Origin of the sequence: Arcicella sp. BE140 (assembly GCF_031456255.1) — a bacterium.
Lineage (GTDB): Bacteria > Bacteroidota > Bacteroidia > Cytophagales > Spirosomataceae > Arcicella > Arcicella aquatica.
Genome location: NZ_JAVDUE010000002.1, coordinates 504,031 through 530,668 on the forward strand (window position 1 = coordinate 504,031; position 26,638 = coordinate 530,668).

The window sequence follows — 26,638 nt, forward strand, 5'->3', positions numbered from 1 at the left end:
CAGATTCAATTATTTTACATAAATTCATTGGACTAATAATCCACATAGTCACAAAACATAAACCACATCTTAACAAATATTAATATGGATGAATTCCTAAAGAAGATTAAACTAATTGACACCTTAACAATCGACCTCCCAATCAGTAGAAATGACTTCGTCAACAAAATGGATACTATCGTAGAAGAAGGTAGTACTAGACTGTTTTTAAATCCTTTTGAGGTGTTTTCTTCCAGTAAAAAAGACTTTAAAGGCACAGTAAATTATGAAGGTTTTAAAATTAAAAAACGAAAGAAGCTTTTTGATAGAGGATTTAATGTGGCTATTGCTGAAGGAACATACACTGTACAAAATGAAAAACTTTTAATTGAAACTGAAATAAATGGATTCAATACTTTTGGAATTCCTTTTTACATACTGATAAGTATTGTATATGCTATCTTCCTTGTTTCATTTATTAGTACAATGCCTAGTGAATTCTTAAGTAGTGTATTGCCAATTTTTATAATTCACGGTATCATTATGTTATTAGTGCCCTATTTTATGATGAAGAGAAGTGTTGCACAATTGAAACATGAATTAGAAAGAGAACTTTATTTCCTGACTAAGAAATAACGTCTTCCTAACCCGTGGTCTGTGAATTACTCATGGCATGACTTGGTTAGTTTTATGATAGTTGCCGATTAATTGGAAGTCATGCCATGAGTGTGTCTCATGTCTTTGAATAAAAAGAGAATTGCTTTAAAGAAAAACTACATTTTAATAAATAAATATTTAAACGATGGGCTTAGATTTAATACCAATGGGGAAACCCAAAAAAGGATTTGAGAAAAGATTCAATCAAATCTTTAGAGTAATAGAAGGGAAAGAAACACTTGAGTTGAGTTTTCTTGATAAATTAAAAGGCAAAAAACTTCCATCTAAAGAAGAACTTCTTGAAGAATGGTTTGCTAATCAGATTTCAGTGTATGAAACTCTTAAAGCTCCCCAAGTTGGACGTGACAAAGAAGCAGAGGACTGGATTAAGGTAAAATACCAAGATAGTAATAAAGAACTATCTGAATCTGATTTTATCAAAAAACATAAAGGTTATTATATTCTTGAATTGGCAAAAGAGATTGATGGATTACCTATCTATATTGCTTATGGACAGGAGGAACATGTATTCAGAGGCGAATTTTTGACAACATGTATTGGCTTGATAGATGAAAGTTTAGTACACGAAGCTTGGGAAACCAAACTTGCTGAAGAAGCATTAGATTATGGCAATAGGTTAATGAATACTGCTGATAATATTGCTAAGGAAAATAATCTAGAATATCTTAAAAACCAAAGAGCTCCTTCTGATTCAGAAGAAAATGATATAGCAGGCAAATTACACATTGTTTATTCTTTGGCTAGATGGCTAACATTTTATGGAAAGAATGGTCATGGTTATCAAGCGGACTATTAAAATGTTTATTTTCATATCAATTAAGTAATTACTATTTGTTTAGGTATTATTCTAAGTTTTCTACCTGTACAGTACAAGCTACAAATTCAAGGGAATAATTTGATTTTTGTGAAAAACTAAAAACTATGAAACTAACAATTAGAATTATTTTAGGGGGGCTGCTATGTTCTACCATGTTTGCTTGTAAAGTTAAAGAAAACGAGAGTCTTCCTATTATCGGAACTTGGGAATTGGTTTCGGCAGAGACCATTGAAAAAGATACTTCATTTTCAACCTTTAATCCGAAAGTAAAAATGATTAAGATTATCAACCCAAGTCATTTTGCTTTTTTGAGTCATCCAATCGCTAAACAAGATTCAGCCATTGCTTTTACAGCAGGTGGAGGTGAATATACATTAGTAGACAGTGTTTACACTGAAAACTTGGAGTATTTTATCGACAAAAATTGGGAGAATAATAAATTCATTTTTGTGGTGAAAATCCAGAACGATACTTTAATCCAGAAAGGCGTAGAGAAACTAGAAAAATTAGGCATAGACCGCGTAATTGTGGAGAAATATATAAGAGTAAAAAGTAAGTAATGAAATCAAAAGACGAATTAACCAATAATAAAGATTTCCTTCTTGCCAAAGCATTAGTGTATAATCAATGTGGGTTCAATTGTACAGAACCTATTCCAGCAACTGAAAGTGCTGAATATGGTGCTTGTGATTTTAGGCTTGATAGTCTAACTATCAAATATCGTATTGCTAAAATTACACCGACAAAAACAGGACAATTTGTTACTTTATGGAAAAGAAATAACGAAGGAATAATTGAACCTTATGATATAAATGATGAGATAGATTTAGTCGTAATTAGCACCAGAAGCGACAATCATTTTGGACAATTTGTCTTTCCTAAAGCTGTTTTACTCCAAAAAGGAATTTTGACTGATAATCATAAAGAGGGAAAGAGAGCTATTAGAGTATATCCTCCTTGGGATATTGCCAATAGCAAACAAGCTTTGAAGACCCAACAATGGCAATTAGCGTATTTCTTAGAAATTCCAGATAATGGATTGGTAGATTTAGCTTTGGCAAAAAGATTGTTTAGGAATTCCTAACTTATCACTAGCGAGGGACTTAAGTCCCTCGCTAGTGATAAGTTATTGATTTTGAAGCACTTATTGACTTGTGGCTAAAACTTATAACCGTGGTCTGTGTGCCACAGACCACGGTTTAAGGGGCAGGGGGTGAGGTTATTTTATTAACAATCTATCCCCTCAAATCCAACACCACTACTTCCCAAAGCTCAGGATAGGTAGTATCAAAATATTCATGAATAATTTCAAAGCCTACTCTTTTATGGGCTGCTAAAGAACGAGTATTACGTTTGGCAATTTCAGTCACGCAAAGCTCAAATTTATCTGATAATTCAGTTTTATGTTTGGCGTATAGTCCATCAAAAAGTCCTTGCCCACGATAGCCCTCTGCCACACAAATTTGCCCCATGGCATAATAGCGGTAATCTTTCACCAACTTGCCTTTATACTCCAGTTCATCGAGCATCGTAAACATTGCTGTCAATACTGGAATATCATTTCTAAAACTTTCGGGCATTACTAATGCATAGCCCACCACTTGGTCACCATCCTTGGCAATGATTTGCGGATAGGCCTCATTCATGCGAGAAAGCAATTTGAAGTTATGAACAACCGTTACAAAACCTTGGTCGTTGGCTACATTCTCTGAAATATTTCGGGTTAAGTTTTTCTGTTGTAAATCCAATAACTGCCAGATTTCTTCGTCTTTAGTGATAGTGGTGAAAATTACGCTCATTGTTTTGAAAGGAAAATATTAGTTTAATCGTCTTGTCATTAATGCTTTGATTACTTCATAAAATTGTCGGGGAGCTAATACTCTCCAATTTACTACATCTAGCGTTCCGCCAAAATTAAGGTAATAGTCTAGTCGAAATTTTGTCCACTCCTGTTGAATAAAGTCTCTGAAATTACAAGCTGCTATCCATCCGTCTTCTACTTCCTCAAACCATTCGGCATAATAATCGTCCTCGTGGCTTCCGTGGAAATTCAGTACGTTTTCGCCCACCAAGATAAATTGATTGATACCTTGATTGATGAGGTGGTCTATCACATTTCGTTTAAACCACATAATATCATTGTGGAGGGTATCATTCCATTCACCAAACATTTCGATGATGACAAAACGAAGGTCGTAATCACAAAATAATATCTTACAATATAGTGTTTCCGATTCAAATTCATCCCAAAAAGGATGAATAAAGTAACCATAAATATCATGTTCATAATAGGACGTATTATAAAGCCGCTCATAAAAAGGTGAACGTGGATCTTTGGAAGCTACATAAAGGTTTTCCCAATTATAAAATGGTTCTATGTCTTGCATTTTTTTAATTGTGAGTTAGTGATTGTTTTTAGTTAGTGATTGAGTGAGTTGTGAGTTAGTGATTGTTTTTAGTTAGTGATTGAGTGAGTTGTGAATTAGTGATTGTTTTTAGTTAGTGATTGAGTGAATTGTGAGTTAGTGATTTACTTTTTTTCTCTAATTCCCAACATCCTAGTGTCTAATATCTAGTGTCTAATATCTAGTGTCTAATATCCTTTAGTCTTCTAGTCATAAAGTCCTTTAGTCCTTAGGCCCCTCAGTAGCTTTTCGTCATATCATCAGGGATAGCGATGATAAAATCTGCTGAGTTTTTTGCCTTCTCTGAAGGATGTTCAATATCACTTTCTTCAATCGTGTTAATCGTCACTATTTTCAACGCTGGATTCTTTCTTTTCAAATGCCAAACTATCCCCTCAAAATTATTAGAATGATAACTTCCATTATAATGTAAAAAACACTGTTCTTGTTGCCAATTCTTCAAAATAAAGTTTGCCATTGTGGCATCCTTAATAATTTGAGCTTTAGTAATATTTTCTGCTGAAATATTGGTACCACCACTGCCGTGCATACCGCCCATTTTCATCATTTCGGCATAGGCAGGCAAGGTTAAATCTACTTCAATGGGTAGCGGAGCAATATTCTTTTTGGCATCGTCTGATAGTTGATTGAGGGCTTCTAATCCACCTTTTGAAACCATACTGGCATATCTGCGAGGAATATTAGAGGCTACAAAATTCAACTTATTTTTCAGGGCAAAATCTAGTAAAGGTTTATAATCAGTTTGATAATTTTGCCATACTTTTGCTTCGGTTTCCAATTGTTTGGCAGTGATAAAACCTTTGAGGTATTCTGTCAATACCGTTTGGTTATCTGCCTCAAACATTTCGGCACCAAGTACCAATTTTTCTTTTTTGAGCGCAAATAAATCTTTAGTAACCTGTAATTCAAGCCAATGATTTAAAGAATTATCATGTAATTCACCAAAGAAAACAATGTCGGCTGTTGCCAATTCTTTCATCATCTTTTGGTAGGAAGTCTCTTTTAATTGCTTGCTATAAAGCATATAGGCAGGTTTATCTGCTGATAACGAACAAGTAAATAGGAGGAAGGCAATTGCACACAAATATGTTTTCATAAAGGTATTTATTGAATGGATGTCGATGACGAATAGTTTCAAAATGTATTCGTTAAAATTAAGAAAATCAATTGGGATACTAATAGCTTTGTAATACTGAAAACGATAAAAACCAATTTATATTCCAGATTAACTATGAAAAACACACGGAGAGATTTCCTAAAAACCTTTGCGGCTACGTCGCTTACTGTTCCTATGCTTGCTTCTTTAAAGGCTGAGGCAGCCTTTCCTGAGAAAAAACTAGGAGTAGCCTTGGTTGGTTTGGGCTATTATGCTACCTATCAATTGGCCCCAGCACTCGAAAAAACGACTAATTGCCGACTAGTTGGTATCGTGACAGGTACGCCTGAAAAGGCAGAAACTTGGAAGAAAAAGTATAATATTCCAGACAAAAATATCTACAATTATCAAAATTTTGACCAAATTGCTAATAATCCTGACATTGATGTGGTGTATGTAGTATTACCCAATTCAATGCACCACGAGTTTACGCTTCGTGCCGCCAAAGCTGGCAAGCACGTAATTTGTGAGAAACCAATGGCAGTTTCGGTAAAGGAGGCTGAAGAGATGATTGCCGCTTGCAAGGCTGCCAATGTTCAGTTGGCTATTGGCTACCGTTTGCACTACGAGCCATTTACCAACGAGGTAATGCGTTTGGCAAAAGATAAGGATTTTGGCAAGGTTACTTTTGTAGAAGCAAGTTTTGGTTTTCCGTTACGTGATTTAAAAGCATGGCGATTGAACCCTAAACTGTCGGGCGGAGGACCAATGATGGATGTGGGTATTTATGCCTTAAATGCGGCTAGGTATGCCACTGGTGAAGAACCGATTTCGGTAACGGCACAAACCGTAAAAACACGACCAGACATATATTTGCCGGGTATTGAAGAAACGCTTTTCTGGCAAATGAAATTCCCGAGCGGAGCGGTTTCAAATCATACTACTACTTATAACAGCGGTTTGCAACGTTTGTATGTAGGCTATGAAAATGGAAATTTAGAGATGTCGCCAGCTTACGATTATGGGCCATTAAAAGGAAAAACATCAAAAGGCGAAATGAAATTGCCAATTGTATATCACCAAGTACTGGAAATGGAGGGTATTTGCGATGCTATCATCAATAACAAACCCAATATCACCCCTGGTGAAGAAGGGCTAAGAGATATGAAACTGATTGAAGCAATTTTTAAAGCAGCTAAGACTGGTAAGGAAGTAAAGGTGTAATTTTTTAGCTGTAAGCTATAAGCCGTGAGCTATGAGATTTTATGTGTGTTTGCCTAAAATAGGTTGACATAAATTTCAACTTATTTATAAGCAAATAGAAATTAAATTCAACTATTATATTTTTGACTATGTTAATGTAGAGGTTTGATAAGTTAAAGAAATCTCATAGCTCACTGCTCATAGCTCAAAGCTTAAAAAAAACAATGACCCCCAACGAAACACTAATTCAGACATTTTATGAAGCTTTTAAGGTAAAAGACTTCAAGACAATGGGTGATTGTTATCATCCAGAAGCTACCTTTAAAGACGAAGCCTTTGACTTGAAAGGCAAAGAAATTCCTGCTATGTGGCGAATGCTTTGCGGAGTAGGGGCAAGTACTATTGTAGAATATTCTGATGTAAAAGCAGATGACAATACAGGGCAGGCACACTGGGAGGCTTGGTACACATTCTCGCAATCGGGCAATAAAGTACACAATATCATAGAGGCTAGTTTTACTTTTAAAGATGGTAAGATTCTCACGCATCGTGATAAATTTAGTTTTTATCGCTGGTCGTCACAGTCATTAGGAATGATAGGTAAACTATTAGGCTGGACTCCCTTCTTGAAAAAACAAGTAAGAGAGCGAGCGATGGGAAACCTTCGTAAATTTATCGCCAAACATCCCGAATATCAATAGCATGGAAGCAGTAGTATCCACCCTTCAAGCCAGAATTATAGCTGTAGAAAACTATATTTCACAATGCTCAGAAGCTGAATTAGTAGCTAAGGAAAGTCCAGAAAAGTGGTCTAAGAAAGAAGTATTGGGACATCTGATAGATTCTGCCCAAAGTAATATTCGCAGAATGGTAGTGGGGCAATACCAAGAAAATGCACACATCATTTATCGACAAAACGAATGGGTGAAAGCCGCTGATTATCAACATTATGATAGCAAAGATTTACTTCAATTGTGGGTATTGTTAAACAAGCATTTTTGTAGGGTGTTGCTTAATTTACCCAAAGAGAACTATGGCACTATCACAAATTGGGGAAATGCAACGACCCCTATGTTAGGACAAGAATTGGTAACCCTTGAATTTGTGGCAAATGATTATGTTCGCCACCTCGACCATCATTTGAAACAGTTAGGACTTTTGAGTGATGAGTTTTGAGTGTTGAATGTGGAGTGAATTTAGAAAGCTGAATAAAGCGAATCCCGAAGGGATGTGAGGATTATAGACAAGGAAATAGTAAATAAGATAAAACTCCGAAGGGGTGATACAGGAATTCTTTACAACCTTTATTTCACCCTTTCAGTGTTTTGTAAACAACAATGCAATCATTGCTATAATCCTGACATCCCTTCGGGATTTACATTTCCCTTTTATGCTTTATTATTAATTCCTCTTGTTCTTTAGCCTCCGCCAATTTCCACCAAGGTAGATAGGGGTAAGCATGGTGTTCGTGATGATAACCAAAAAAATAGCAAGAAATAAACGCCGCAACATGGTTTAGTTTTTGGCTACGCGCTTTGTGGAGGTCGTGGGCTTCGTGTTCGCCACGGTGAGGGAGGTATGTACCAAAATAAAAAAGCTGTAGGGTACTCAGAATAGCAGGAATTTCCCAAAATAGAATGAGATTTTCCATCGGATACACCAGCTTCAATAAATTATAAGTAATAGCCATTAACAAAATCTGCCAGAAGGTTACATACTCTAAGGCAAACTTCAAATACCATCTGAAAAATCCTCCTGCATAATAATCTGGATCTTCGTCGGTCACTACGTTTTTGTGGTGCAGATGATGCTTCCTTGATAATTTATAATAATTATTAAAGGCAAAAAGCGTAGCACAGACAAAGCCAATGGCATTATTCAATCGTTTGTTATCGGGTGTCACTACGCCATGAATTGCATCGTGAGCAGTAATAAAAATGCCTGTGTACAACTGCATTTGTATTAATACAAAAACATACACCAAAGGATTAGCGAAATCGATTGGATAATTCAATAAATATAGTAGCGACAAAGCCCAAAGCGAAATAATGCTAATGGCAAAAAATAGTCCTTTATGTTTCATGGAAAAGATGTACCTGAGCAAGTAATTACAGTTTAATACTTTAAAAACTCATTTATCCGTAACTTTGTTATGAAGATAACAACAAATCATTGCTTCACTTTTTGTATTAGGAATGGCAAAATTAGAAAAAGAACTACAACAGGCAATTGTTTCGATGCCTCAGAAAGATAAAGATAAATTATTATTGAGGCTTATTGGCAAAGATGAGATATTGATTGAGCAATTAACCTTTACCTTGGTAGAAGAAGGACTGACGATTGAGTCGAGGCGAGAAGATATCAAAATCATCATTGATACTTTATACGATACGCCTGTTTTCTCATCGGGTTATTTGATGATGGATATGCGCAATACCAACGCTCAGATTACTCGTCATGTAAGAGTCACGAAAGATAAATATGGGGAAGTAGAATTGACGCTGAAGCTCTTGAAAGATTGTTTTGAGAAACAACTAAAATGGATAGAAAAGTACAATTCAAAGTCTGATACGCTAGCCCTTTATATCGTAAAACGAGTTGATTTTTTATTAAAAAAGGTCGTAAAACTTCACCCAGATATTCAGTTTGACTTTCATGCTGATACTAACACTTTGTTAGAATATGTTTACAAGTATGGCACAGCGCATTATGCTAGAGAAATGGGCTTGCCAAAAATATTTGAAATCGCTGAGTAATATCCACATACCATGAATCAACCAGAACACTTAGCGACATTTATCCAGACTATTCACGAAAGTCTGCTTGATAATTCTTTCGTTAAAATATCATTAGGCAATTATAAAGGGGCTGAAGAACAACTCAAGAATATTTATATCAAAAGAGTTTTAATAAAAAAAGAAGAGAAACTTAGTTTTACATATCGCTATAAAACCCGTGATATTGTAAAAAACTTTGGTGTGGCAGAAGGCATCGGTTTAATAGAAAAAGCTTTACAAGAAGGCTTTAATATTGCTACGCTTTTTAGCACACAGTTTGATTTGATTATAGAGAAAATCAATCAGAAAACAGTACTTCGAAAAAATGCTTCTACCAATCCTAATGCTACTTCTTTAGAACACGACAAGGCTAAAAATCGCTTAATAAAACCGCAAGAAAAGCCTTATTTGCATGAATTGAAGATTACTGATGAAGCAGGGAATGTCTATAAAAATGCACAAGATAAATATCGACAGATAAATCATTATGTAGAAATTCTAAGCTCGTTAATCAAAGATATTCCTACGCAAAACCTTTTGAAAGTAGCCGATATGGGTTCGGGGAAGGGATATTTAACCTTTGCTTTGTACGACTACCTGACGAATGTGTTGAAGCTAGAAGCGGAGGTAACAGGCGTAGAGTTTAGACCCGATATGGTGCAATTGTGTAATCGTATTGCCCAAAATACGGGTTTTGAGAAGCTTAATTTTGTAGAAGGCACCATTGAAGACTATAATAGCATTGGCACGAATATTTTAATTGCTCTTCATGCGTGCGATACTGCTACTGACGATGCTATTTATAAAGGAATCACGGCTGAAGCTGATTTGATTGTGGTAGCACCATGTTGTCATAAACAGATTAGAAGAGAAATCGAAAAACATAAAGCCAGTAATGAACTAGACTTCCTGACAAAATATGGTATCTTTCTGGAACGTCAGGCAGAGATGGTGACGGATGGTATCAGAGCAATGATTTTGGAATATTTTGGGTATAAGACCAAGGTATTTCAGTTTATTTCGGATGCCCATACGCCTAAAAATGTATTAGTAGTAGGTATCAGGAACCCGAAAGCGCAACAAAAGAATCCAGAGATTTTAGAAAAACTAAAAGCCACCAAAGCATATTTTGGTATTGAATACCATCATTTGGAGAAACTGTTTCAATTGTGAGTTTTTGGTTAGTAATTTGTGAGTTAGCGAGTTGCGAATTGTGAGTTAGTGAATTATCAGTTAGTGAATTTTTAATTGATAATTAATTAACTTTTCTACGTTGATAAGTAATACCAACAATTTACAATTCCTCTTAACTCACAACCCACTAATTAAAAACTCACTAACTCACAACCCACTAACTCACAACTAGTAACCATACCCATGAAAAAAAACACTGAGATAGACAAGCTTTTAGCTGAAGAAAGTCAACATATTGAAAAGCTTCACCAAATTGTTGAAGATACGATTAAATCAGAACGCCTTATTGTGGAGGATAAATTGAATCCACCTACTGAAAAGGTTACCAGAGGACAAGCTATTTCTGATAAAGTAGCCAAATTTGGAGGGAGCTGGAAGTTTATTATCATATTTGTTACCATCCTGACGGTATGGATAGCTTTTAATAGCTTGATAATTGCAAGATTCCGATTTGACCCTTATCCTTTTATTCTGATGAATTTGGTTTTATCATGTATAGCGGCGTTGCAAGCCCCTATCATTATGATGAGCCAAAACCGACAAGAAGAAAAAGACAGGATAGAAAGCGAAAACGATTATTTGGTTAACTTGAAAGCAGAAACCCAAATCAGGAGTTTACAACAAAAGATGGATTTATTGTTAGAAGAACAAATCAAAACACTTTTTGAAACACAAGCCAAACAATTTGCTTTGCTAAACGAGATTAATCAGAAGTTGGATAAAAGCACTAATAAACAATAAGCGTGAATGAAAGAAGAATTCTATGAGCAAACTTTTGAGAAAATAGATTTTTCAAAACAAGCAATTACCCATAAAGAATACGATAGCTGCACCTTTAAAAACTGTGATTTTTCTAATGCTAATCTTTCCAATAACGATTTTATAGATTGTACTTTTGAAAGTTGCAACCTTAGTAGTGCTAACATCAATAATACCAGTTTAAAAACCGTAAAGTTTATTGATTGTAAAATAATAGGGGTAGATTTCAGCATTAGTAAAGAGTTTTTGTTTGCGGTATATTTCAACAATTGCTCGTTAAATTATACCTACTTTTTCAAAAAGAAACTTCAGAAAACGAAATTTGATAATTGCCAAATTCAAGAAGCAAATTTTACAGAGGCAGATTTGACGGGAGCTTCCTTCAATCATTGCGACTTGTTGAATACTGTTTTTGAACAAACTAATTTGTCAAAAGCAGACTTTAGGAGTGCAGAACATTTTGCGATTAATCCTGAGAAGAATACCCTCAAAAAAGCCAAATTCTCTTATGATGGTCTGAAAGGATTGTTGTATCAGTATGATATTGTGATAGAGTAAGTTGATTGTTCAAAAATGGTTAATTATCTTTGAAATAGTATCTAAAAAGACAGACAATTAAGTAATCAATACAATTGTAGAAACGTTTATGTTTATCGTAAATAACGGATAATTAGGAATACTACCGCGACTGCGGACGATTCGCCAATCACTATTAATAATCTTCCTCTATGTTCATCTTAACTTCAACCAACACAATTGCCAATCATTTTATCGCTGAATTGCGTGATGTAACCGTTCAACAAGATGCGATGCGTTTCAGAAGAAATATGGAGCGATTAGGAGAGGTATTGGCGTATGAGATTTCTAAAACGCTTGGTTATGAAAAGGCTTTTATTCAAAGTCCGTTAGCCATTGCTAAAACAGAACTTTTGAGTCAACAACCTGTTTTGGTAGCTATCTTACGGGCTAGTTTGCCTTTTCATCAAGGGTTTATTAATGTATTCGATAAGGCACAAAATGCCTTTATTGGGGCATATCGTGGTAAGCATCGGGCAGACGAAACTTTTGATATTCAAATGGATTATTTGGCAAGTCCAGACCTAACGGGCAAAACCATTATTTTAATAGACCCCATGTTGGCAACTGGGAAATCGTTGTTAAAGTCGTATGAAGCACTATTAGCCTACGGCAAACCAGCCAAAGTAATTATTGCTGCTGCCATAACTGCCCCCGAAGGATTGGCTTATTTGCAACGAAATATGCCCGAAGCCGAGTTTTTTGTTGGAACAGTTGACGACCATCTGAATGAAAAATATTATATCGTTCCGGGCTTAGGCGATGCTGGCGATTTAGCTTTTGGCTTGAAACTATAGTTTTTCTCGTAACAAACTAATGCCTACTTCACAAGAAAGGCATTTTTTGATAGTACAAAACTGATTAAACCATTCGATACCCGCTTGGGAATCAAAAGCTGTTTTCATTGGCAAATCCAACGTTTGCCAATGTTTGGTAATTTTATTGTTTTCAGCAGGCAATTCTTCTAAAAATCGGATAGCCTTTTCAAGGTATCTTTCATCATCTTTTTGTTTGCTATAAGCCACTAGCAACGGTACAACGGTATTGATGACGATATTCTCTACCGAAGTTTCACCAATAATCGCCACTTTTCCCGTTGCTTTCTTCCCAAAAACATAGTGTTCTTGCCAATAGCCCGATTGTACTATCTTAAAGGTCTTGGAAACATTTTCGATGTTGTCGAGGTGCAGGATTACCGAAAACAAATTAATATTTTCTTGAATGAGCTTAGCAAATTGTGCTAGCCTTACTGTCGGGAAATTAGCGGGTCTTAGCCGTAAATATTTCCATTCGTGCGTCCCAAGTATATTGTCTTGCAGTTGGTATTTCGTTGAAAGAAATTGAAACTCCTTCGCTAGTTTTGTTTGATATTCGTCCTCAAAACTATTGGCTGATAGAAAACCAGCTACCCCAAAAAGCAATGCTTCAAGCTGAAAAAGGTTATCACGATGCTTGGCGAGTATTTTTAAGGGCAAAGCTTTTGCCAAGCGAAAAAAGGGTTCAGCATTCAGTTTAAACCCAAAGTTTTTGGCCAATGTTTGATAAGCCGTTTCTTCCCAATCTTGTTTGTTTTCAGCTAAATACTGATGCACAAACAGGGCTTTATTTTCTAATCTTTGCATCAATACCTTATCAAGCATAGCGTATTTTTTCAAGGCAGATACTTTTTGGAACTGCGAATAACAGGCCATTGGCTGTTTGCTTTCAAGCAAAGCCTGATATTTTTGTGCCAAAGAATAATCCGTCTTATCAGAAAGAATCAGTGTTGTAATTTTGGTTTGGTCGCTTCTCACGATAGGTTGGTCATCTTGCCAAACCACATGAAGAATTACATTTTGATATGCCACATCAGCATCATGGGCATGGATATTCCAATCAGAAGATTTTACATGGATTTCAACAGTACCAGCCCATTCTACCTCGTCAATTAATAATCGGGCATCTTGAAAATCTGCCCCAGCATCGGTATTTGGTTGTCCAATTCTTAAAACTTGAATTGTTTCATTGTCAGTAGTTTGTAGGCAAGATTTGTCAAAATATTGAAATTGCCATAGAAAGTGTAGAAAGGCTTCGTTCATGGTATTAAAGTATTAAGTGTATGAACAAAAATAATGACTTTAATGGATTTGTGGATAATAGTGGGGGATATTTTTTAATTGATTAAGAATCGTGTTATCGTTAGAAGTGTTATTTTTGATGCAATAAAAGAAGAATATGAAAACAGAAAATAATATTTTAACCCTTGATGAATTTAAGGATAAGTATTACGGCAAACGTGGCTCAGCACGGCGTGAGAAATTAGAAAAAGGGTATAAAAATTTTAAAGAATTGTTGAACTTGGTTTAGGCGGATATTTAGATGTTTCAATAAAACTTTGAGTAGCATTTACCTTGTTAATAAATACTACTCATCAAACACACTTACCAAACATAAGTAGCCACCATGCCTGCTTCTAAAGTCTGCACTGCTTTTTTGCCTTGGTATGAAATATTGAATTTCTGAGGCTTTATGCTTTCATTTTGTACAATCAATACCTTTTTGCCTGTTGGCGTTTTGAATGCTACATTTGTCAACGTCATCGTATTGTTAGAGGCTATTCTTACAGAATTTGGTCGGACAAATTTTGAGGCATGGGCAATGATATAATAAGCAGGATTACGGATAATATTATTTTTATCAATCGTAATCGCTCCTAAACATTCCGTACAGCCACCTTCAGTATGTGGGTTTTGTTTAGGGTCGGCGGCTAAGTTCCATTCCAACACCGTTTTACACCAATTTCGTGGGCCACCGATAATCAAACTTTTGATATGCCAGCCTAAATCGCCTGGGAAATTCCCTGGGCTACCAATCCATTGTTCCGTAAAATATAGGTTTTTATCAGGATGCGCATTGTGAACATCCGTCAAAGCGTGGATACTTCCGCCATATAAATGGAATGCCGAGCCATCAATGTATTTTTTAGCTTCGGGGTCGTCTAAAACACTGATAGGATAATCTGGACGGTCGGCATTATGGTCATAAATAATAATTTTCGTATCTATTTTCGCTGTTTTGAAAGTTGGGCCAAGGTGTTTTTTTACAAACAATGCTTGTTCTTCTGGCAACATCAACAAACTTGGATTATTACCAGGGTGTAATGGCTCATTCTGAACAGTAATGGCATCTATCCTGATACCTTCCTTTTTCATTTCTTGCACATATTTAGCCAGATATTTAGCATAAGTAGTATAGTATTCAGGCTTTAAACTTCCTCCTTTTGAATTGCCATTGGTTTTCATCCACGTTGGGGGCGACCATGGTGAAGCAAGAATTTTAATGTCAGGATTGATGGCCAAAATCTGTTTTAATACAGGGATAAGATATTGTTGGTCGGGAGCAAGGCTGAATTTAGCTAGTTCAGTATCTGTTTGTCCGTTAGGCAAATCATCATAAGAAAAAACATGGTCGTCTAAGTCCGAAGCACCCACACTGATTCTCAGGTAACTGACGCCAATATTGTTGTTATTGGTAGCAAAAAGCTCTTTTAATAAAGTACTTCTTTCATTAGCCCCCATTTGATTGATTAACATCGCACTGCCGCCCGTAAGGGTAAACCCAAAACCATCCATTTTCTGAAAGGTTTTACTTTCGTCTACGATGATATTCGGCAACGTATTGGTGGTAACTTCAAAATTAAAAGTCTTTGCTTGCTTCTGGAATAAGATAGATTTATCAGGACTTGTCAACCAAATTTCTGCATTTTTAGATTGAGCCTTTATATCAAAATGGTTAATGAAGCATAAGCCAATGATGAAGATGATAATGTAAATATTTTTCATGTTAAAAAGATTATTTTGCACAGAGATTGTAACGGAGTGCAAAATAATCTTTTTTGTTGAGGAAGTATTATCCTGCCTTATTTGTTTTATGTTACTAATGACTAGAGATTGATTTTTGGAAGGCTACTAAAGCCCAGCTTTTATTTGTTCCATTAAAAAAGTATGATATTTTTCTAGTTTCTTCTGTAACTGTGTTAACTGATTTTTAGAACCCAAATAGACGATATTTCGCTGATGAATGCTTTCAGGAACGATATCTAAAAGACTTTGCATACCATCAGACGACAATCCGCCTGCTTGCTCAATGACAAAAGCCAGCGGATAGCATTCATACAACAATCTTAGTTTACCCTCTTTTGCTTTTCGGGTTGGTGGATACATATAAATACCACCTTTGAGGAGGTTTCGATGAAAATCGCCGACTAAAGAACCAATATAACGAGCCATACAACCCGAATGCTTGCGCATATCTTGAATAAAGTCTTTGACAGGATTAGTAAATTCTTCAAAGTAAGCCTCGTTTACCGAATAAATTTTACCATCCTCAGGCATTTTTATATCAGCGTGCGACAGAAAGTATTCTCCTAACGAATTTTCATAAGTAAAAGCATTAACACCTTTGCCAGTGGTATAAACCATGATGGTCGACGAGCCATACAGAATATATCCTGCCGCCACTTGTTTGCGTCCGCCTTGTAAAAAATCATCTTCAATCGCAGGTGTACCTATATCGCTCACGCGCCTATAAATCGAGAAAATGGTTCCGATAGAAACATTTACATCAATATTGGAGGAGCCGTCTAGCGGGTCCATCGCTACTACATACTTAGCATTATAATTCCCTGTTTGAATAATCTCATCATCTTCCTCAGAAAGAATCCCCACTACTTCACCACCATTAACTAATGCCCGAATAAATCGGATATTAGCAATCATATCCAGTTTTTGTTGCGCTTCCCCTTGAATGTTTGAACTTCCTAAAGCGCCCGTAATATCAATCAAGCCTGCTCGATTGATTTCACGATTAATGATTTTGGAAGCAAGGGCAATGTCTCTTAACAATTGTGAAAGCTCGCCTTTTGCATAAGGGAAAGCTTCCTGTTGACGATTAATAAATCTATCAAGCGTTGTGCCAACAGGTAAAGCTAGTGTCAGATTATTAGTCATAGTATAAAGGGGTTTATTAGCTGTGAGATATGAGTTTTGAGCCGTGAGCTTTGAGCTATCAGCTTTTGGTCATCGGATTTTTTTAGCTTTGAGCTGTCAGCCGTGAGTTATGAGCTTTGGGATTTCAGCTTTTAAATATTAAGTATAATATATGCACGTATTGAATATACAAGTACTGAATTTGGTTTTTTTATGCAAATCGGTGCTAAATCTCAAATCTCACTGCTCATAGCTCAAAGCTAAAAAATCCGACGACCGAAAGCTGACAGTTCAAGGCTCATAGCTACAAAGCAATTCTCATATAATTCTCCTCAAAAGCCTTCGCTAAACTTTTAGCTTTTTGGTCATAAGCGTCTTTGTCTTCCCACGTATTTTTAGGGTTAAGCAACTCTGTAGGCACATTCGGGCATTCTTTGGGCATTTCTAAACCAAATATATCATGTTTATTGAAATTTGTATGCTCGAAATTACCTTTTAATGCTGCATGAATCATCGCACGGGTATAAGTCAATTTTATCCTTGACCCTACACCATAACCACCACCCGACCAGCCAGTATTGACGAGCCAAACTTGGACGTTACCAGTCTTAATTTTCTCTCCCAGTAAATGGGCATATTTAAGCGGATAGAGCGGTAAAAAAGCAGCCCCAAAACAAGCAGAGAAAGTGGCTTGTGGTTCTTTAATACCCATTTCCGTACCCGCCAATTTAGAAGTATACCCTGCCACAAAGTAGTACATGGCTTGCTCTGTACTCAATTTTGAAATGGGCGGTAATACCCCAAAAGCATCTGCGGTAAGAAAGAAAATATTCTTCGGAGCACTTCCTACCGAAGGCATCGCTACATTCGGAATAAAATTAATCGGATACGCCGTTCTAGTATTTTCTGTGACACTTTGATTGCTATAATCCACCGTTTTTGTACCTGTAATGAAACGCGTATTTTCTAAAATAGCACCATAGCGAATAGCCCTAAAAATCTCTGGTTCTTGTTCTTCGCTCAGGTTAATTACTTTAGCATAACAGCCACCTTCAAAATTAAAAACTTGCTTGTCGTCCCAGCCATGCTCGTCGTCGCCAATCAGGTTTCTGTGAGGGTCGGCCGACAAAGTAGTTTTTCCTGTACCAGACAAACCAAAGAATAAAGCCGTGTCGCCATCCTCACCAATATTGGCAGAGCAGTGCATCGAAAGCACCTTTTTCTCCTCAGGAAGAATAAAATTCAGTACCGTAAAAATTCCCTTTTTCATTTCCCCTGCATAAGCTGTTCCGCCAATCAGGATGATTTTTCGGGTAAAATCAATGATGGTAAAATTACTTTGTCGAGTACCATCTATCACTGGATTTGCTTCAAACTCAGGAACGTTCAGAATTATCCATTCAGGCTCAAATGTTTCTATTTCACTTATCGTGGGTCTGAGGAACAAATGATGGCAAAACAGATTGTGCCAAGCCAATGTGTTGATAATTACAACATTGATACGATGTTCGGAACTAGCACAAGCATAACTATAACGAGCATATAGCTTTTTATTAGCTACAAATGTTAACATTTTTTGATAAAGTGCCTCAAATTTATCAGGGTCAAAGGCTTGGTTAATTTCGCCCCAATTTACAGTATCCGCTGTCTTGTCGTCATAGACAGTAAACTTGTCTTTTGGCGAACGCCCAGTAAACGTACCAGTGTCGCACATAAATGCTCCTTTGTCGGTAAGCGTTCCTTCTCCGTTTTTCAAAGCCTCTTCAATCAAGGTTGAAACACTGAGATTCAAGTGAATATCAGCATGAAGGCTTAGGGTGGGGTGGTTCACTTTTGGTTTAGCGATAGGGCTAAAGTTAGAAGTAAGCGTATCATTTTTCATGTTTGTAATTGTTAATTTGATCAAAAAGAAACTGAAAATATTCAAGCCTTCGAAAGCCTTACAAAAGTATATTAGCGTAAAATTAAAAACAAGCGAAATTTCGCTAAAATAAATATAAATTTATTTTTATCGTAAATTTTATATTTAATATATGTATAGTATAAAATATTTTATGGTTTTGGAAATAAATAAGAGAAAGGAATGAAATAGTAGTAGGTAGAAATAAAGCGAAAATTCGCTATTTTAGTTTTCTTGTGGGAAATGTTCTAGTAAATAGTATTAGCTTTGTGGAAATTTTATAACAATGAGTGTGAACAGCGATAAAGTAAAAATAATATTCGGACTAAAAATCAGACAGTTGCGTCTGGATAAAAAACTCTCGTTAAGCGAAGTAGCCGAAAAATCCAAACTTTCGATTTCATACTTAAATGAAATTGAAAAAGGGAAGAAATATCCTAAAACTGAAAAAATAATGGCTTTGTCTGAAGCCTTAGAAATAGATTACGATTCGCTTGTTTCCTTAAAGCTAAGTAAGCAATTAGAACCCATTGCCGAGCTATTAAATTCTAATATTCTGACGGAGTTGCCCTTAGAGATTTTTGGTGTTGAACCATCTGACTTTATTGAGTTGATGTCGGAAGCTCCTGCTAAAATCAGTGCTTTTATCAGTACGATTGTAGAAATTGGGCGGAATTATGATATGAGTGTCGAGCAGTTTTACTTTTCAGTCTTGCGGTCATATCAAGAAATGTATGACAACTATTTTGAAGATTTAGAACAATCAGCCCAACAGTTTAGGAAACTCTTTGAAATATCTGCTACTACCTCGCCCAATGAAAAACTCTTAGCCGAAATCCTTCAAAATTTCTATGGCTATCATATCGAAGAGTTTTCAAAAGAACAATATCCTGAATTAATCACGATTCGGTCAGTATTCAATCCAGCTACTTCAAAATTACTCATCAACAAAGATTTGAGTACCGAACAAAAAACCTTTACGTATGGGCGAGAAATAGGCTATCAGTTTTTACAATTGAAAAAAAGGTCGAATGTTTCCTCTGTTATTGAAGTAGATTCTTTTGAAGAAGTACTTAATAATTTTAGAGCATCTTATTTCGCTGGAGCGATTTTGATTAACAAAGATATTCTGATTGATAGGCTGACGTACTTTTTTGCTTCGCCAAAATGGGACGAAAATATGTTGTTGAGCATCATGCGATTGTTTAATGTAACGCCTGAGATATTTATGCACAGGTTATCTAACTTGATGACGAGCCACTTCAAGATTAACAATCTTTTCTTCCTTCGTTTCAATAATCAAATAGATGATGATTTGTTCTATTTAACCAAAGAAATGCACCTTGCTAAACTCCATACCCCACATGGCACGGCACTACCCGAACATTATTGCAGGAGATGGATGGCGTTAACGATTTTAAAGGATTTAGAGAAAATACAAAAGGCAGAAGGCTATGATGCTGAAAAGGTATTATGCAAAGCCCAAGTCTCGGAATACATGGATACTGGCAATCACTATTTAGTCATCTGTTTGGCAAAGCCTTCGCCGCCAAATTTAAGGATGAATAGTAGCGTTACTTTAGGTTTTGCCATTGACGATACCCTAAAAGGGATGGCTCAATTTTTACAAGATTCAGCCCTAAAACATCGAAAAGTAAATGAAACTTGTGAAAGATGCGGAGCAGTAGATTGTGCTGAAAGAATGAAGCCTCCGTACGTTTTGCAAAAAAGACAAGCCAGAGAAAAAATAAAAGAATCAATCGCAAAATTGAGTTAAGCATAAGCATTTATAGATTGATTTCTTTGAAATGTACAAGGGTTATTATGGTTTGTTGTACAAAACGAATAAAATTCTGATATTTTAATTATTTCAAAATTTTATTTTGAAATAAAATGATTTTAAAACCATTTTCACGTGTAAAAATAAGTTTATCCTAAGTATTGTATTGTTGCTTAATTGATATATATTTGCTAAATATACTATATCGTATTATTTCTATGAAAAATCCAAATTGTCCCCGCTGCGACTCCCAAAATGTTACTAAAAGTGGCGTAATCAAAGAAAAACAACGTTTTAAATGTAAAGACTGTAATTATAACTTTACAGTAGAGAAGCTAGGGAAGGGAATCTCAGCCTATTATGTTATCAAGGCTTTACAATTGTATATAGAAGGAGTAAGCTACCGTGAAATAGAAAGACTACTAGGCGTTTCACACGTGTCGGTGATGAATTGGGTGAAAAAATATCAAATCAAAATACCTAAAAACTCTGATTATTACCCTACTTATAAGATAATGAATCATAAAGAGTTAGCTGCTTTTTATGCGGATAGAGAAAATCTGAGAGATTCTGGGATGATTGTCACTGAATTAGGAGATAAATTTATGTTGATTAAATGGGAGCGTCTGAAACATTAAAATTTCAATACGCTGTCAACACAAAAAATACATATTTGAAGAAGGACTAGGATATTTTTCTAGTCCTTCTTTTTGTTAAACTATACTTAAATAGCGTTACTATACCAAAACTGTTGAAGAGATAGTTTTTTTTTTGACCTTTGGCAGTTCGTGTTCAATAAAAACACGCTAAAGTACAAAAGTTTATAGGGCTGAAAAATGATAAAAATTAGTATTGTACTATTTGTTTTCATTCGCTAGATTCTTGGATATATATGAAATAACTGTTATCAATAAACTTATAAATAAATCACTAATGCTATTAATCACTATACAATATTCACTCTAAAAATAAAACCCCTTATCTAATTAACATTATGAAAGTAGAACACACAGTAAAGAAAACTTCGACTAAACAACTCGCTGCAATTATTGGCGCGTCGTCGGTAGGAACACTTATTGAATGGTACGATTTTTATATATTTGGTAGTTTAGCAACAATCATTTCAACCCAGTTTTTTCCAAAAGATAATCCTACAGCAGCCTTCCTTTCTACGTTAGCTACCTTTGCCGCTGGCTTCGTTGTTCGTCCGTTCGGGGCATTATTCTTTGGTCGTTTGGGTGATTTGATTGGTCGAAAATATACTTTTATGGTCACGTTGGTGTTGATGGGCGGAGCTACTTTTGCCATCGGCTTAGTACCCAAATATGAAACGATAGGCTTTTTTGCACCATTGATTGTTTTGATACTTAGACTTTTACAAGGCTTAGCCTTGGGCGGTGAATATGGCGGCGCAGCCACGTATGTAGCCGAACATTCCCCTGCTAATGAACGTGGTTTTTGGACGTCTTGGATTCAGATTACAGCTACCGCTGGCTTGTTTATTTCCTTAGGCGTTATATTATTGACTAAAAACATGATGTCTAAAGAATCATGGGAAGATTGGGGCTGGCGTATACCTTTTATGGTTTCTATCATCATGGTTTATGTATCGGTGTTGATTCGTAAAAATATGTCGGAATCACCTCTTTTTGCCAAAGCTAAGGCGGAAGGAAAAACGTCAACCAACCCACTGAAAGAATCTTTTGGTAATAAATTAAACTTCAAATTTGTATTATTAGCCTTATTTGGAGCTACAATGGGACAAGGCGTAGTGTGGTACACAGGTCAGTTTTATGCACAAACATTCTTGTTGAAAATCATGAATGTAGATTTTGACCAAGCCAATACACTATTAATCATTGCCTTAATGATGGGTACACCGCTATTTGTATTTTTTGGATGGTTATCAGATAAAGTGGGTCGTAAGCCTATCATGTTAGCAGGGATGTTGTTCGCAATTCTTGCCTATCGACCTATTTATGAGAAAATGTACCAGACTACTAATTTGAATCATAAAGATGAGATTAGTAATGAAACGAAAATAGAAACAAAGCATATTTTAGTAGCCAATTCAACGACAGATTCGTTGATTACTACAACTACTAGCAAGGTTTATACAGATGGTACAACTTATAAAGAAGTAAAGAAACAGACTTTGATAGCTGGAAAATCAGAAGCTGAACAGCCTAAACCTGAAATTAGTAAAACTGTTAAAATCAACGATAGTGACCATTGGACACTTGTTTGGCTAGTATTTGTTCAATTAGTATTTGTCACAATGGCTTATGGCCCGATTGCTGCATTCTTGGTAGAGATGTTCCCTGTCAAAATCCGTTATACTTCTATGTCTCTGCCTTATCACATAGGCAATGGCGTATTCGGTGGATTAATGCCAGCCATTGCTACTTATTTGGTTACTAAAGCAAAAGATACCAACGAAATAGCTGAAAAAACTGGGCAGGCCGTTATTAATACTCAGCCTTATTTAGAAGGATTGAACTACCCAATATTGATAGCGACAGTATGTTTTGTGATTGGCTTGTTGTATATCAAGGAGGATAAAAGTATCAGAGATTAATAGCTCAATACTAAACGATTTCAACGCTATTAAACATTTATGTTAAAACACATTATCATTAAAAAGAGATGAACAGCATCAAGAAAATATTAGGTATCGTTTGGATACTTTTAGGATTGGCAACTGCCTATTTCGGGATTTTTGAATTGGGCATTCCCAAATTTGCTTCGGGAAATCAGGAAGATTTAGTATTTGGTATTATTATTATGTTGGTACTGACACCAATTATTACTGGGGGATTATTGATTTTTGGAAAGTATGCTCTTTCGGGAGAATATGATACTGAGGATTAATTGGAAGACTTTTTAAAGAGAATCTTTATCTTATTTAAATAACAGTTTTTTTAGAATAGGTATTTTTAATAAACTTAAGTCATACGGAATTTTCCTAATGTAGTGCGTTTTGGGGACAATTTGAGAAGCTTTCTACTTATTATTGTCAAGTCCTTACTTTTCTTTCCTTGATACAAGAAAAGTAACAAAAGGAAATCAAGAATTCCTAAACTCGCTCCGCTCAAACAGTAGGAATTCGTTGCCCATCAATCATAAAAAAGCGGTCGGAAAACTAATTTCGACCGCTTTTTTATGATTTTAAAATTCCGGATGACTCATGTTTTATGATTGATAGTTCCGTTAGGAACAGAATATCGGTAGAAATATCATATTAATATCCCAACCCAGCCCCATCGGGGCGAAATATTTCACCCCGATGGGGCTAGGAGAAAAATGTTGTTTAAACACTACCGATATATCGCCTCTATGAGGCTTATTAAACCTCTCTATTTTAATTGAAAATCAAAATGACTCATATTTTTTTTGTTTAGATATTTCTATTAAAGTGATTGTGTATAGTATTTTACCAATTATAGTTATGTCTTTCTGAGAAGAGTTAAATTTTTACCTTAAATTGTGATAAAATTAAGGTCTGGTGTCAAAGGTCTTATCGTTTATCATGAAAGAGAAATTAAAGAATCAAAAACTTTTGGTTTTAGGAGTTGTGTTTACAATTCTCTTTAATTTCCCTATTCTTTCGATTGTCAATCACGACACAAAGATTAATGGTATTCCTACACTCTACTTCTATTTCTTTTCTATTTGGGTATTATTCATCATCATCATTTATTGGAGCGTCCGCAACAAAGAGCAAGAAATTAATAAAGATGAATAGTGCTATTTTGATATTAACTTCTCTGCTCTATCTGGTTTTCCTTTTCGGAGTAGCTTATTGGGCTGAACAGCGTTCTGCTAAAGGCAAAAGTATTGTTAACAATCCCTATATTTATGCCTTATCTCTAGCAGTTTATTGTACGGCATGGACATTCTATGGCTCAGTAGGTAGGGCCGTAACCAATGGCATTGAGTTTGTAACTGTGTTTATCGGGCCGTCTTTAATGATGCCCCTTTGGTGGATAGTCCTTCGTAAAATTATCAGAATTTGTAAAGTTCAACGGATTACTTCTATCGCCGATTTCATTTCTTCTCGTTATGGCAAAAATGCCACCTTGGGAGTCATCGTAACCATTATCTGTATTTTAGGTATTTTGCCCTACATTGCTATTCAGCTAAAAGCCATCTCAAATAGCTTCCTGATTGTAGCCGAAGCCTCAGGCGAAATTAGTAATCAAGGCTTTTTTACGGGTGATTTAGCCTTTTATATTACTATCGTACTATCCGTTTTTACCATTATTTTTGGTACACGCACCATCGACTCTACCGAGCGTCACGAAGGCATGGTAACTGCTATTGCGGTAGAGTCTATCATCAAGTTAGTTGCTTTTTTGGTGGTGGGGATATTTGTTAGCTATGTTATTTTTGATGGTTTAGGAGATATTTTTCAAAAAGCATCAAAAGTCCCTGCCTTACACAAGGTTTTTGTCATAGATGCTCAACAGGATACTTCTGGTTGGTTTTGGCATTTATTGTTATCTATGATGGCCATTATGTTTTTACCACGCCAGTTTCAAGTAGCCGTCGTAGAAAACGTGGATGAAAAACACCTTAATAAAGCTCTTTGGCTTTTTCCTTTGTATTTATTGTTAATCAATATTTTTGTGATACCCATAGCCATGGGTGGGGCATTGCTATTTCCCAATCATCTAGTGAATTCTGATGGCTACGTGTTAGCGATTCCGCTGAAATTCAACCAAGATTTTATTACCCTCCTTACCTACATAGGTGGGTTTTCGGCAGCCACTAGTATGATTATTGTGGAAACCATCGCCCTGAGCGTGATGATTTCCAACAATATCGTCATGCCAGTGATACTCAAGAAAACGACTTTGCAAGATAGGTTTGCAGGGAATTTAAGTGCTTTAGTAAAATACATCCGTCGTGCCTCTATTATCTTGATATTGTTGCTTGCGTATTTATATTATAAAACTATTGCCGAACATTACTCGTTGGTTTCCAACGGAATGGTGTCTTTTGCGGCGGTATCCCAATTTGGGCCTGCCATTATTGGCGGAATTTTTTGGAAAAATGCTACTAAAAAAGGAGCTTTAATAGGGCTATTAGTAGGTACATTTTTTTGGTTTTATACCTTGGTCGTTCCGTCGATGGTGAGGGCGGGTTTCTTGCCAGAATCAATAGTCGAAACGGGATTGATGGGCTTTTCGGCCTTGAAACCGTATTCATTGTTTGGTTTAGAAGGCATGGATAGCATCTCGCATGGTTTGTTTTGGAGTTTACTCTTGAATATTTTCTGTTATATTTATTTCTCCATCAATAGTCATGTCAGTTCGATAGAGCATAATCAGGCCTTAATTTTTGTAGATATTTTTGAATATTCAGAACAAGTAGAAAACCCAACGATTTGGCGAGGGACGGCTCATTTATCAGACATTCAATCGTTATTAAGTAACTTTCTGGGCGAAAAAAGAGCAGAGAAAATATTAAATCTCTATGCCCAAAAACATAAGATAAGGTTGATTAATGCGAAGGTTGACCCACAAATTGTGACTTATGTTGAAAAACTGTTAGCAGGTATTGTAGGAACAGCTTCGGCCAGAATGATGATTTCGTCGGTATCAAAAGAAGAAAGTATCTCAACTGAAGAAGTAATTAGAATCCTGAAATCCTCACAAAGTTTATTGTCTGCCAACAAAGAACTAAAAAGAAAATCTGTCGCGTTAGAAAGAGCCACCACCGAACTAAAAGAGGCCAACGAGATACTGCAAAAGACGGATAAGCTCAAAGACGATTTTCTGTCTACCGTTGCCCATGAAATCAGAACACCACTTACTTCCATCAGGGCATTATCAGAAATTGTTTATGATAACCCTGATATGGACTTGGAGGAACGGGAACATTTTTTAAGCACCGTTGTAAAGGAATCCGACAGACTCAGCAGGTTAATCAACCAAGTGCTGGATTTAGAAAAATACGAATCGGGCAAGCAAAAGCTGATTTTAGAAGATGTTGATATTCAAGAGATTGTAAAAGATTCTATCGATGCCCTATATCAACAAGCTAAGGAAAAGGAAATAAAGGTAGCTTTTATTCCCGACCGTTTTGCACCGAGGTTCAAGGCTGATAGAGACAAGCTGATTCAGGTAGTGGTAAATCTATTATCGAATGCTATTAAATATTGCGAACCCCACACAGGAGAAATTATATTAGCAACCCATTACTCAGACAACAATATTTATATCAGTGTGCAAGATAATGGCGCTGGAATAGATAAGCATTCTCAACGATTGATTTTTGATAAATTTTTTCAAGCAGAAGATCAAACCATTAAAAAACCAATCGGGAGTGGCTTAGGGTTGGCTATTACCAAAAAGATTGTAGAGTTACATAACGGAGAAATTTGGGTAGAAAGTGAAGTCGGAAAGGGTGCGAAATTCACTTTTATGATTTCGGTTGTTTAGCTTACCCATCAATAATAATCACATATACTATTGAAATAAA

General features: G+C 35.9%; 27 protein-coding genes. 19 read left to right on the forward strand and 8 right to left on the reverse strand.

Annotated elements, in window-relative coordinates; translation table 11 throughout:
- The first annotated feature begins 84 nt into the window (after positions 1 to 84).
- The 4 genes from J2Y60_RS05405 (at position 85) to J2Y60_RS05420 (ending at position 2,558) form a co-directional block, all read left to right on the forward strand.
- Entirely contained in the window at positions 85 to 615 is a 531-nt protein-coding gene (locus tag J2Y60_RS05405; protein ID WP_309914401.1) for a hypothetical protein, read from the forward strand.
- Between the two features lie 166 nt (positions 616 to 781).
- The gene (locus tag J2Y60_RS05410; protein ID WP_309914405.1) at positions 782 to 1,453 is read left to right on the forward strand and encodes a hypothetical protein; all 672 of its coding nucleotides are present in this window, start codon (positions 782 to 784) and stop codon (positions 1,451 to 1,453) included.
- A 125-nt stretch (positions 1,454 to 1,578) separates the two neighbouring features.
- Complete coding sequence (locus tag J2Y60_RS05415; protein ID WP_309914407.1) at positions 1,579 to 2,034, forward strand: hypothetical protein; 456 nt, start codon at positions 1,579 to 1,581, stop codon at positions 2,032 to 2,034.
- Complete coding sequence (locus J2Y60_RS05420) at positions 2,034 to 2,558, forward strand: MepB family protein (protein ID WP_309914411.1); 525 nt, start codon at positions 2,034 to 2,036, stop codon at positions 2,556 to 2,558. Before J2Y60_RS05415 ends, J2Y60_RS05420 begins: the two co-directional genes overlap by 1 nt.
- Positions 2,559 to 2,709: 151 nt before the next feature.
- On the opposite strand, the gene J2Y60_RS05425 is transcribed toward J2Y60_RS05420, so the two are convergent.
- From J2Y60_RS05425 to J2Y60_RS05435, 3 genes are all read right to left on the reverse strand, one after another.
- The gene (locus J2Y60_RS05425) at positions 2,710 to 3,273 is read right to left on the reverse strand and encodes a GNAT family N-acetyltransferase (protein WP_309914415.1); all 564 of its coding nucleotides are present in this window, start codon (positions 3,271 to 3,273) and stop codon (positions 2,710 to 2,712) included.
- A gap of 18 nt (positions 3,274 to 3,291) precedes the next feature.
- The gene (locus J2Y60_RS05430) at positions 3,292 to 3,861 is read right to left on the reverse strand and encodes a hypothetical protein (RefSeq protein WP_309914418.1); all 570 of its coding nucleotides are present in this window, start codon (positions 3,859 to 3,861) and stop codon (positions 3,292 to 3,294) included.
- 256 nt (positions 3,862 to 4,117) lie between these two features.
- The gene (locus J2Y60_RS05435) at positions 4,118 to 4,996 is read right to left on the reverse strand and encodes a ChaN family lipoprotein (RefSeq protein ID WP_309914421.1); all 879 of its coding nucleotides are present in this window, start codon (positions 4,994 to 4,996) and stop codon (positions 4,118 to 4,120) included.
- A gap of 135 nt (positions 4,997 to 5,131) precedes the next feature.
- Here J2Y60_RS05435 and J2Y60_RS05440 point away from each other — a divergent pair, with 135 nt between their 5' ends.
- From J2Y60_RS05440 to J2Y60_RS05450, 3 genes are all read left to right on the forward strand, one after another.
- Positions 5,132 to 6,220, forward strand: coding sequence for a Gfo/Idh/MocA family oxidoreductase (locus J2Y60_RS05440; protein WP_309914423.1), 1,089 nt, complete (start codon positions 5,132 to 5,134; stop codon positions 6,218 to 6,220).
- A gap of 203 nt (positions 6,221 to 6,423) precedes the next feature.
- Positions 6,424 to 6,900: a nuclear transport factor 2 family protein gene (locus tag J2Y60_RS05445; RefSeq protein ID WP_309914427.1), complete on the forward strand. Its 477-nt coding sequence runs from the start codon at positions 6,424 to 6,426 to the stop codon at positions 6,898 to 6,900.
- A gap of 1 nt (position 6,901) precedes the next feature.
- Positions 6,902 to 7,375 carry a DinB family protein gene (locus J2Y60_RS05450; RefSeq protein WP_309914431.1) on the forward strand — a complete coding sequence of 158 codons (474 nt, stop codon included), beginning with the start codon at positions 6,902 to 6,904 and terminating at the stop codon, positions 7,373 to 7,375.
- Between the two features lie 199 nt (positions 7,376 to 7,574).
- On the opposite strand, the gene J2Y60_RS05455 is transcribed toward J2Y60_RS05450, so the two are convergent.
- Complete coding sequence (locus J2Y60_RS05455) at positions 7,575 to 8,282, reverse strand: fatty acid desaturase (protein WP_309914434.1); 708 nt, start codon at positions 8,280 to 8,282, stop codon at positions 7,575 to 7,577.
- Between the two features lie 112 nt (positions 8,283 to 8,394).
- On the opposite strand from J2Y60_RS05455, the gene J2Y60_RS05460 reads away from it, so the two are divergent.
- The 5 genes from J2Y60_RS05460 (at position 8,395) to upp (ending at position 12,302) form a co-directional block, all read left to right on the forward strand.
- Positions 8,395 to 8,955 (forward strand): hypothetical protein, encoded by a 561-nt coding sequence (locus J2Y60_RS05460; protein WP_309914436.1) that lies wholly within the window; start codon positions 8,395 to 8,397, stop codon positions 8,953 to 8,955.
- Between the two features lie 12 nt (positions 8,956 to 8,967).
- Positions 8,968 to 10,149, forward strand: a complete 1,182-nt coding sequence (locus J2Y60_RS05465) for an SAM-dependent methyltransferase (protein ID WP_309914439.1) — start codon at positions 8,968 to 8,970, stop codon at positions 10,147 to 10,149.
- A 204-nt stretch (positions 10,150 to 10,353) separates the two neighbouring features.
- A complete protein-coding gene (locus tag J2Y60_RS05470; protein ID WP_309914443.1) occupies positions 10,354 to 10,911 on the forward strand; it encodes a DUF1003 domain-containing protein in 558 nt (185 codons plus the stop codon).
- A gap of 6 nt (positions 10,912 to 10,917) precedes the next feature.
- Positions 10,918 to 11,487: a pentapeptide repeat-containing protein gene (locus J2Y60_RS05475; protein WP_309914446.1), complete on the forward strand. Its 570-nt coding sequence runs from the start codon at positions 10,918 to 10,920 to the stop codon at positions 11,485 to 11,487.
- Between the two features lie 170 nt (positions 11,488 to 11,657).
- Positions 11,658 to 12,302 carry a uracil phosphoribosyltransferase gene (upp, locus tag J2Y60_RS05480; protein WP_309914449.1) on the forward strand — a complete coding sequence of 215 codons (645 nt, stop codon included), beginning with the start codon at positions 11,658 to 11,660 and terminating at the stop codon, positions 12,300 to 12,302.
- Here the strand turns inward: upp and J2Y60_RS05485 are convergent.
- Entirely contained in the window at positions 12,297 to 13,583 is a 1,287-nt protein-coding gene (locus J2Y60_RS05485; RefSeq protein WP_309914452.1) for a DUF2851 family protein, read from the reverse strand. The two genes, upp and J2Y60_RS05485, sit on opposite strands and share 6 nt — an antisense overlap.
- Positions 13,584 to 13,719: 136 nt before the next feature.
- Between J2Y60_RS05485 and J2Y60_RS05490 the strand changes: the two genes are divergently transcribed.
- Positions 13,720 to 13,851, forward strand: coding sequence for a hypothetical protein (locus J2Y60_RS05490; protein ID WP_309914455.1), 132 nt, complete (start codon positions 13,720 to 13,722; stop codon positions 13,849 to 13,851).
- 74 nt (positions 13,852 to 13,925) lie between these two features.
- On the opposite strand, the gene J2Y60_RS05495 is transcribed toward J2Y60_RS05490, so the two are convergent.
- The 3 genes from J2Y60_RS05495 to pckA form a co-directional block, all read right to left on the reverse strand.
- Entirely contained in the window at positions 13,926 to 15,326 is a 1,401-nt protein-coding gene (locus J2Y60_RS05495; protein ID WP_309914458.1) for a glycoside hydrolase family 30 beta sandwich domain-containing protein, read from the reverse strand.
- A 126-nt stretch (positions 15,327 to 15,452) separates the two neighbouring features.
- The gene (fbp, locus tag J2Y60_RS05500; RefSeq protein WP_309914460.1) at positions 15,453 to 16,493 is read right to left on the reverse strand and encodes a class 1 fructose-bisphosphatase; all 1,041 of its coding nucleotides are present in this window, start codon (positions 16,491 to 16,493) and stop codon (positions 15,453 to 15,455) included.
- 283 nt (positions 16,494 to 16,776) lie between these two features.
- Positions 16,777 to 18,354, reverse strand: a complete 1,578-nt coding sequence (gene pckA / locus J2Y60_RS05505) for a phosphoenolpyruvate carboxykinase (ATP) (protein ID WP_309914462.1) — start codon at positions 18,352 to 18,354, stop codon at positions 16,777 to 16,779.
- Positions 18,355 to 18,658: 304 nt separating this feature from the next.
- On the opposite strand from pckA, the gene J2Y60_RS05510 reads away from it, so the two are divergent.
- The 6 genes from J2Y60_RS05510 to J2Y60_RS05535 all read left to right on the forward strand — a co-directional run bounded on the left by J2Y60_RS05510 (position 18,659) and on the right by J2Y60_RS05535 (position 26,598).
- Positions 18,659 to 20,149 (forward strand): XRE family transcriptional regulator, encoded by a 1,491-nt coding sequence (locus J2Y60_RS05510; RefSeq protein ID WP_309914465.1) that lies wholly within the window; start codon positions 18,659 to 18,661, stop codon positions 20,147 to 20,149.
- 221 nt (positions 20,150 to 20,370) lie between these two features.
- Complete coding sequence (locus J2Y60_RS05515) at positions 20,371 to 20,790, forward strand: helix-turn-helix domain-containing protein (protein ID WP_309914468.1); 420 nt, start codon at positions 20,371 to 20,373, stop codon at positions 20,788 to 20,790.
- A 356-nt stretch (positions 20,791 to 21,146) separates the two neighbouring features.
- On the forward strand, positions 21,147 to 22,730 hold the full coding sequence (locus J2Y60_RS05520; RefSeq protein WP_309914470.1) for an MFS transporter: 1,584 nt from the start codon (positions 21,147 to 21,149) through the stop codon (positions 22,728 to 22,730).
- A gap of 68 nt (positions 22,731 to 22,798) precedes the next feature.
- Complete coding sequence (locus J2Y60_RS05525) at positions 22,799 to 23,023, forward strand: DUF6814 family protein (protein ID WP_309914473.1); 225 nt, start codon at positions 22,799 to 22,801, stop codon at positions 23,021 to 23,023.
- A gap of 658 nt (positions 23,024 to 23,681) precedes the next feature.
- Complete coding sequence (locus J2Y60_RS05530) at positions 23,682 to 23,897, forward strand: hypothetical protein (RefSeq protein ID WP_309914475.1); 216 nt, start codon at positions 23,682 to 23,684, stop codon at positions 23,895 to 23,897.
- Positions 23,890 to 26,598 carry an ATP-binding protein gene (locus J2Y60_RS05535; protein ID WP_309914478.1) on the forward strand — a complete coding sequence of 903 codons (2,709 nt, stop codon included), beginning with the start codon at positions 23,890 to 23,892 and terminating at the stop codon, positions 26,596 to 26,598. Before J2Y60_RS05530 ends, J2Y60_RS05535 begins: the two co-directional genes overlap by 8 nt.
- The last annotated feature ends 40 nt before the right edge of the window (positions 26,599 to 26,638 follow it).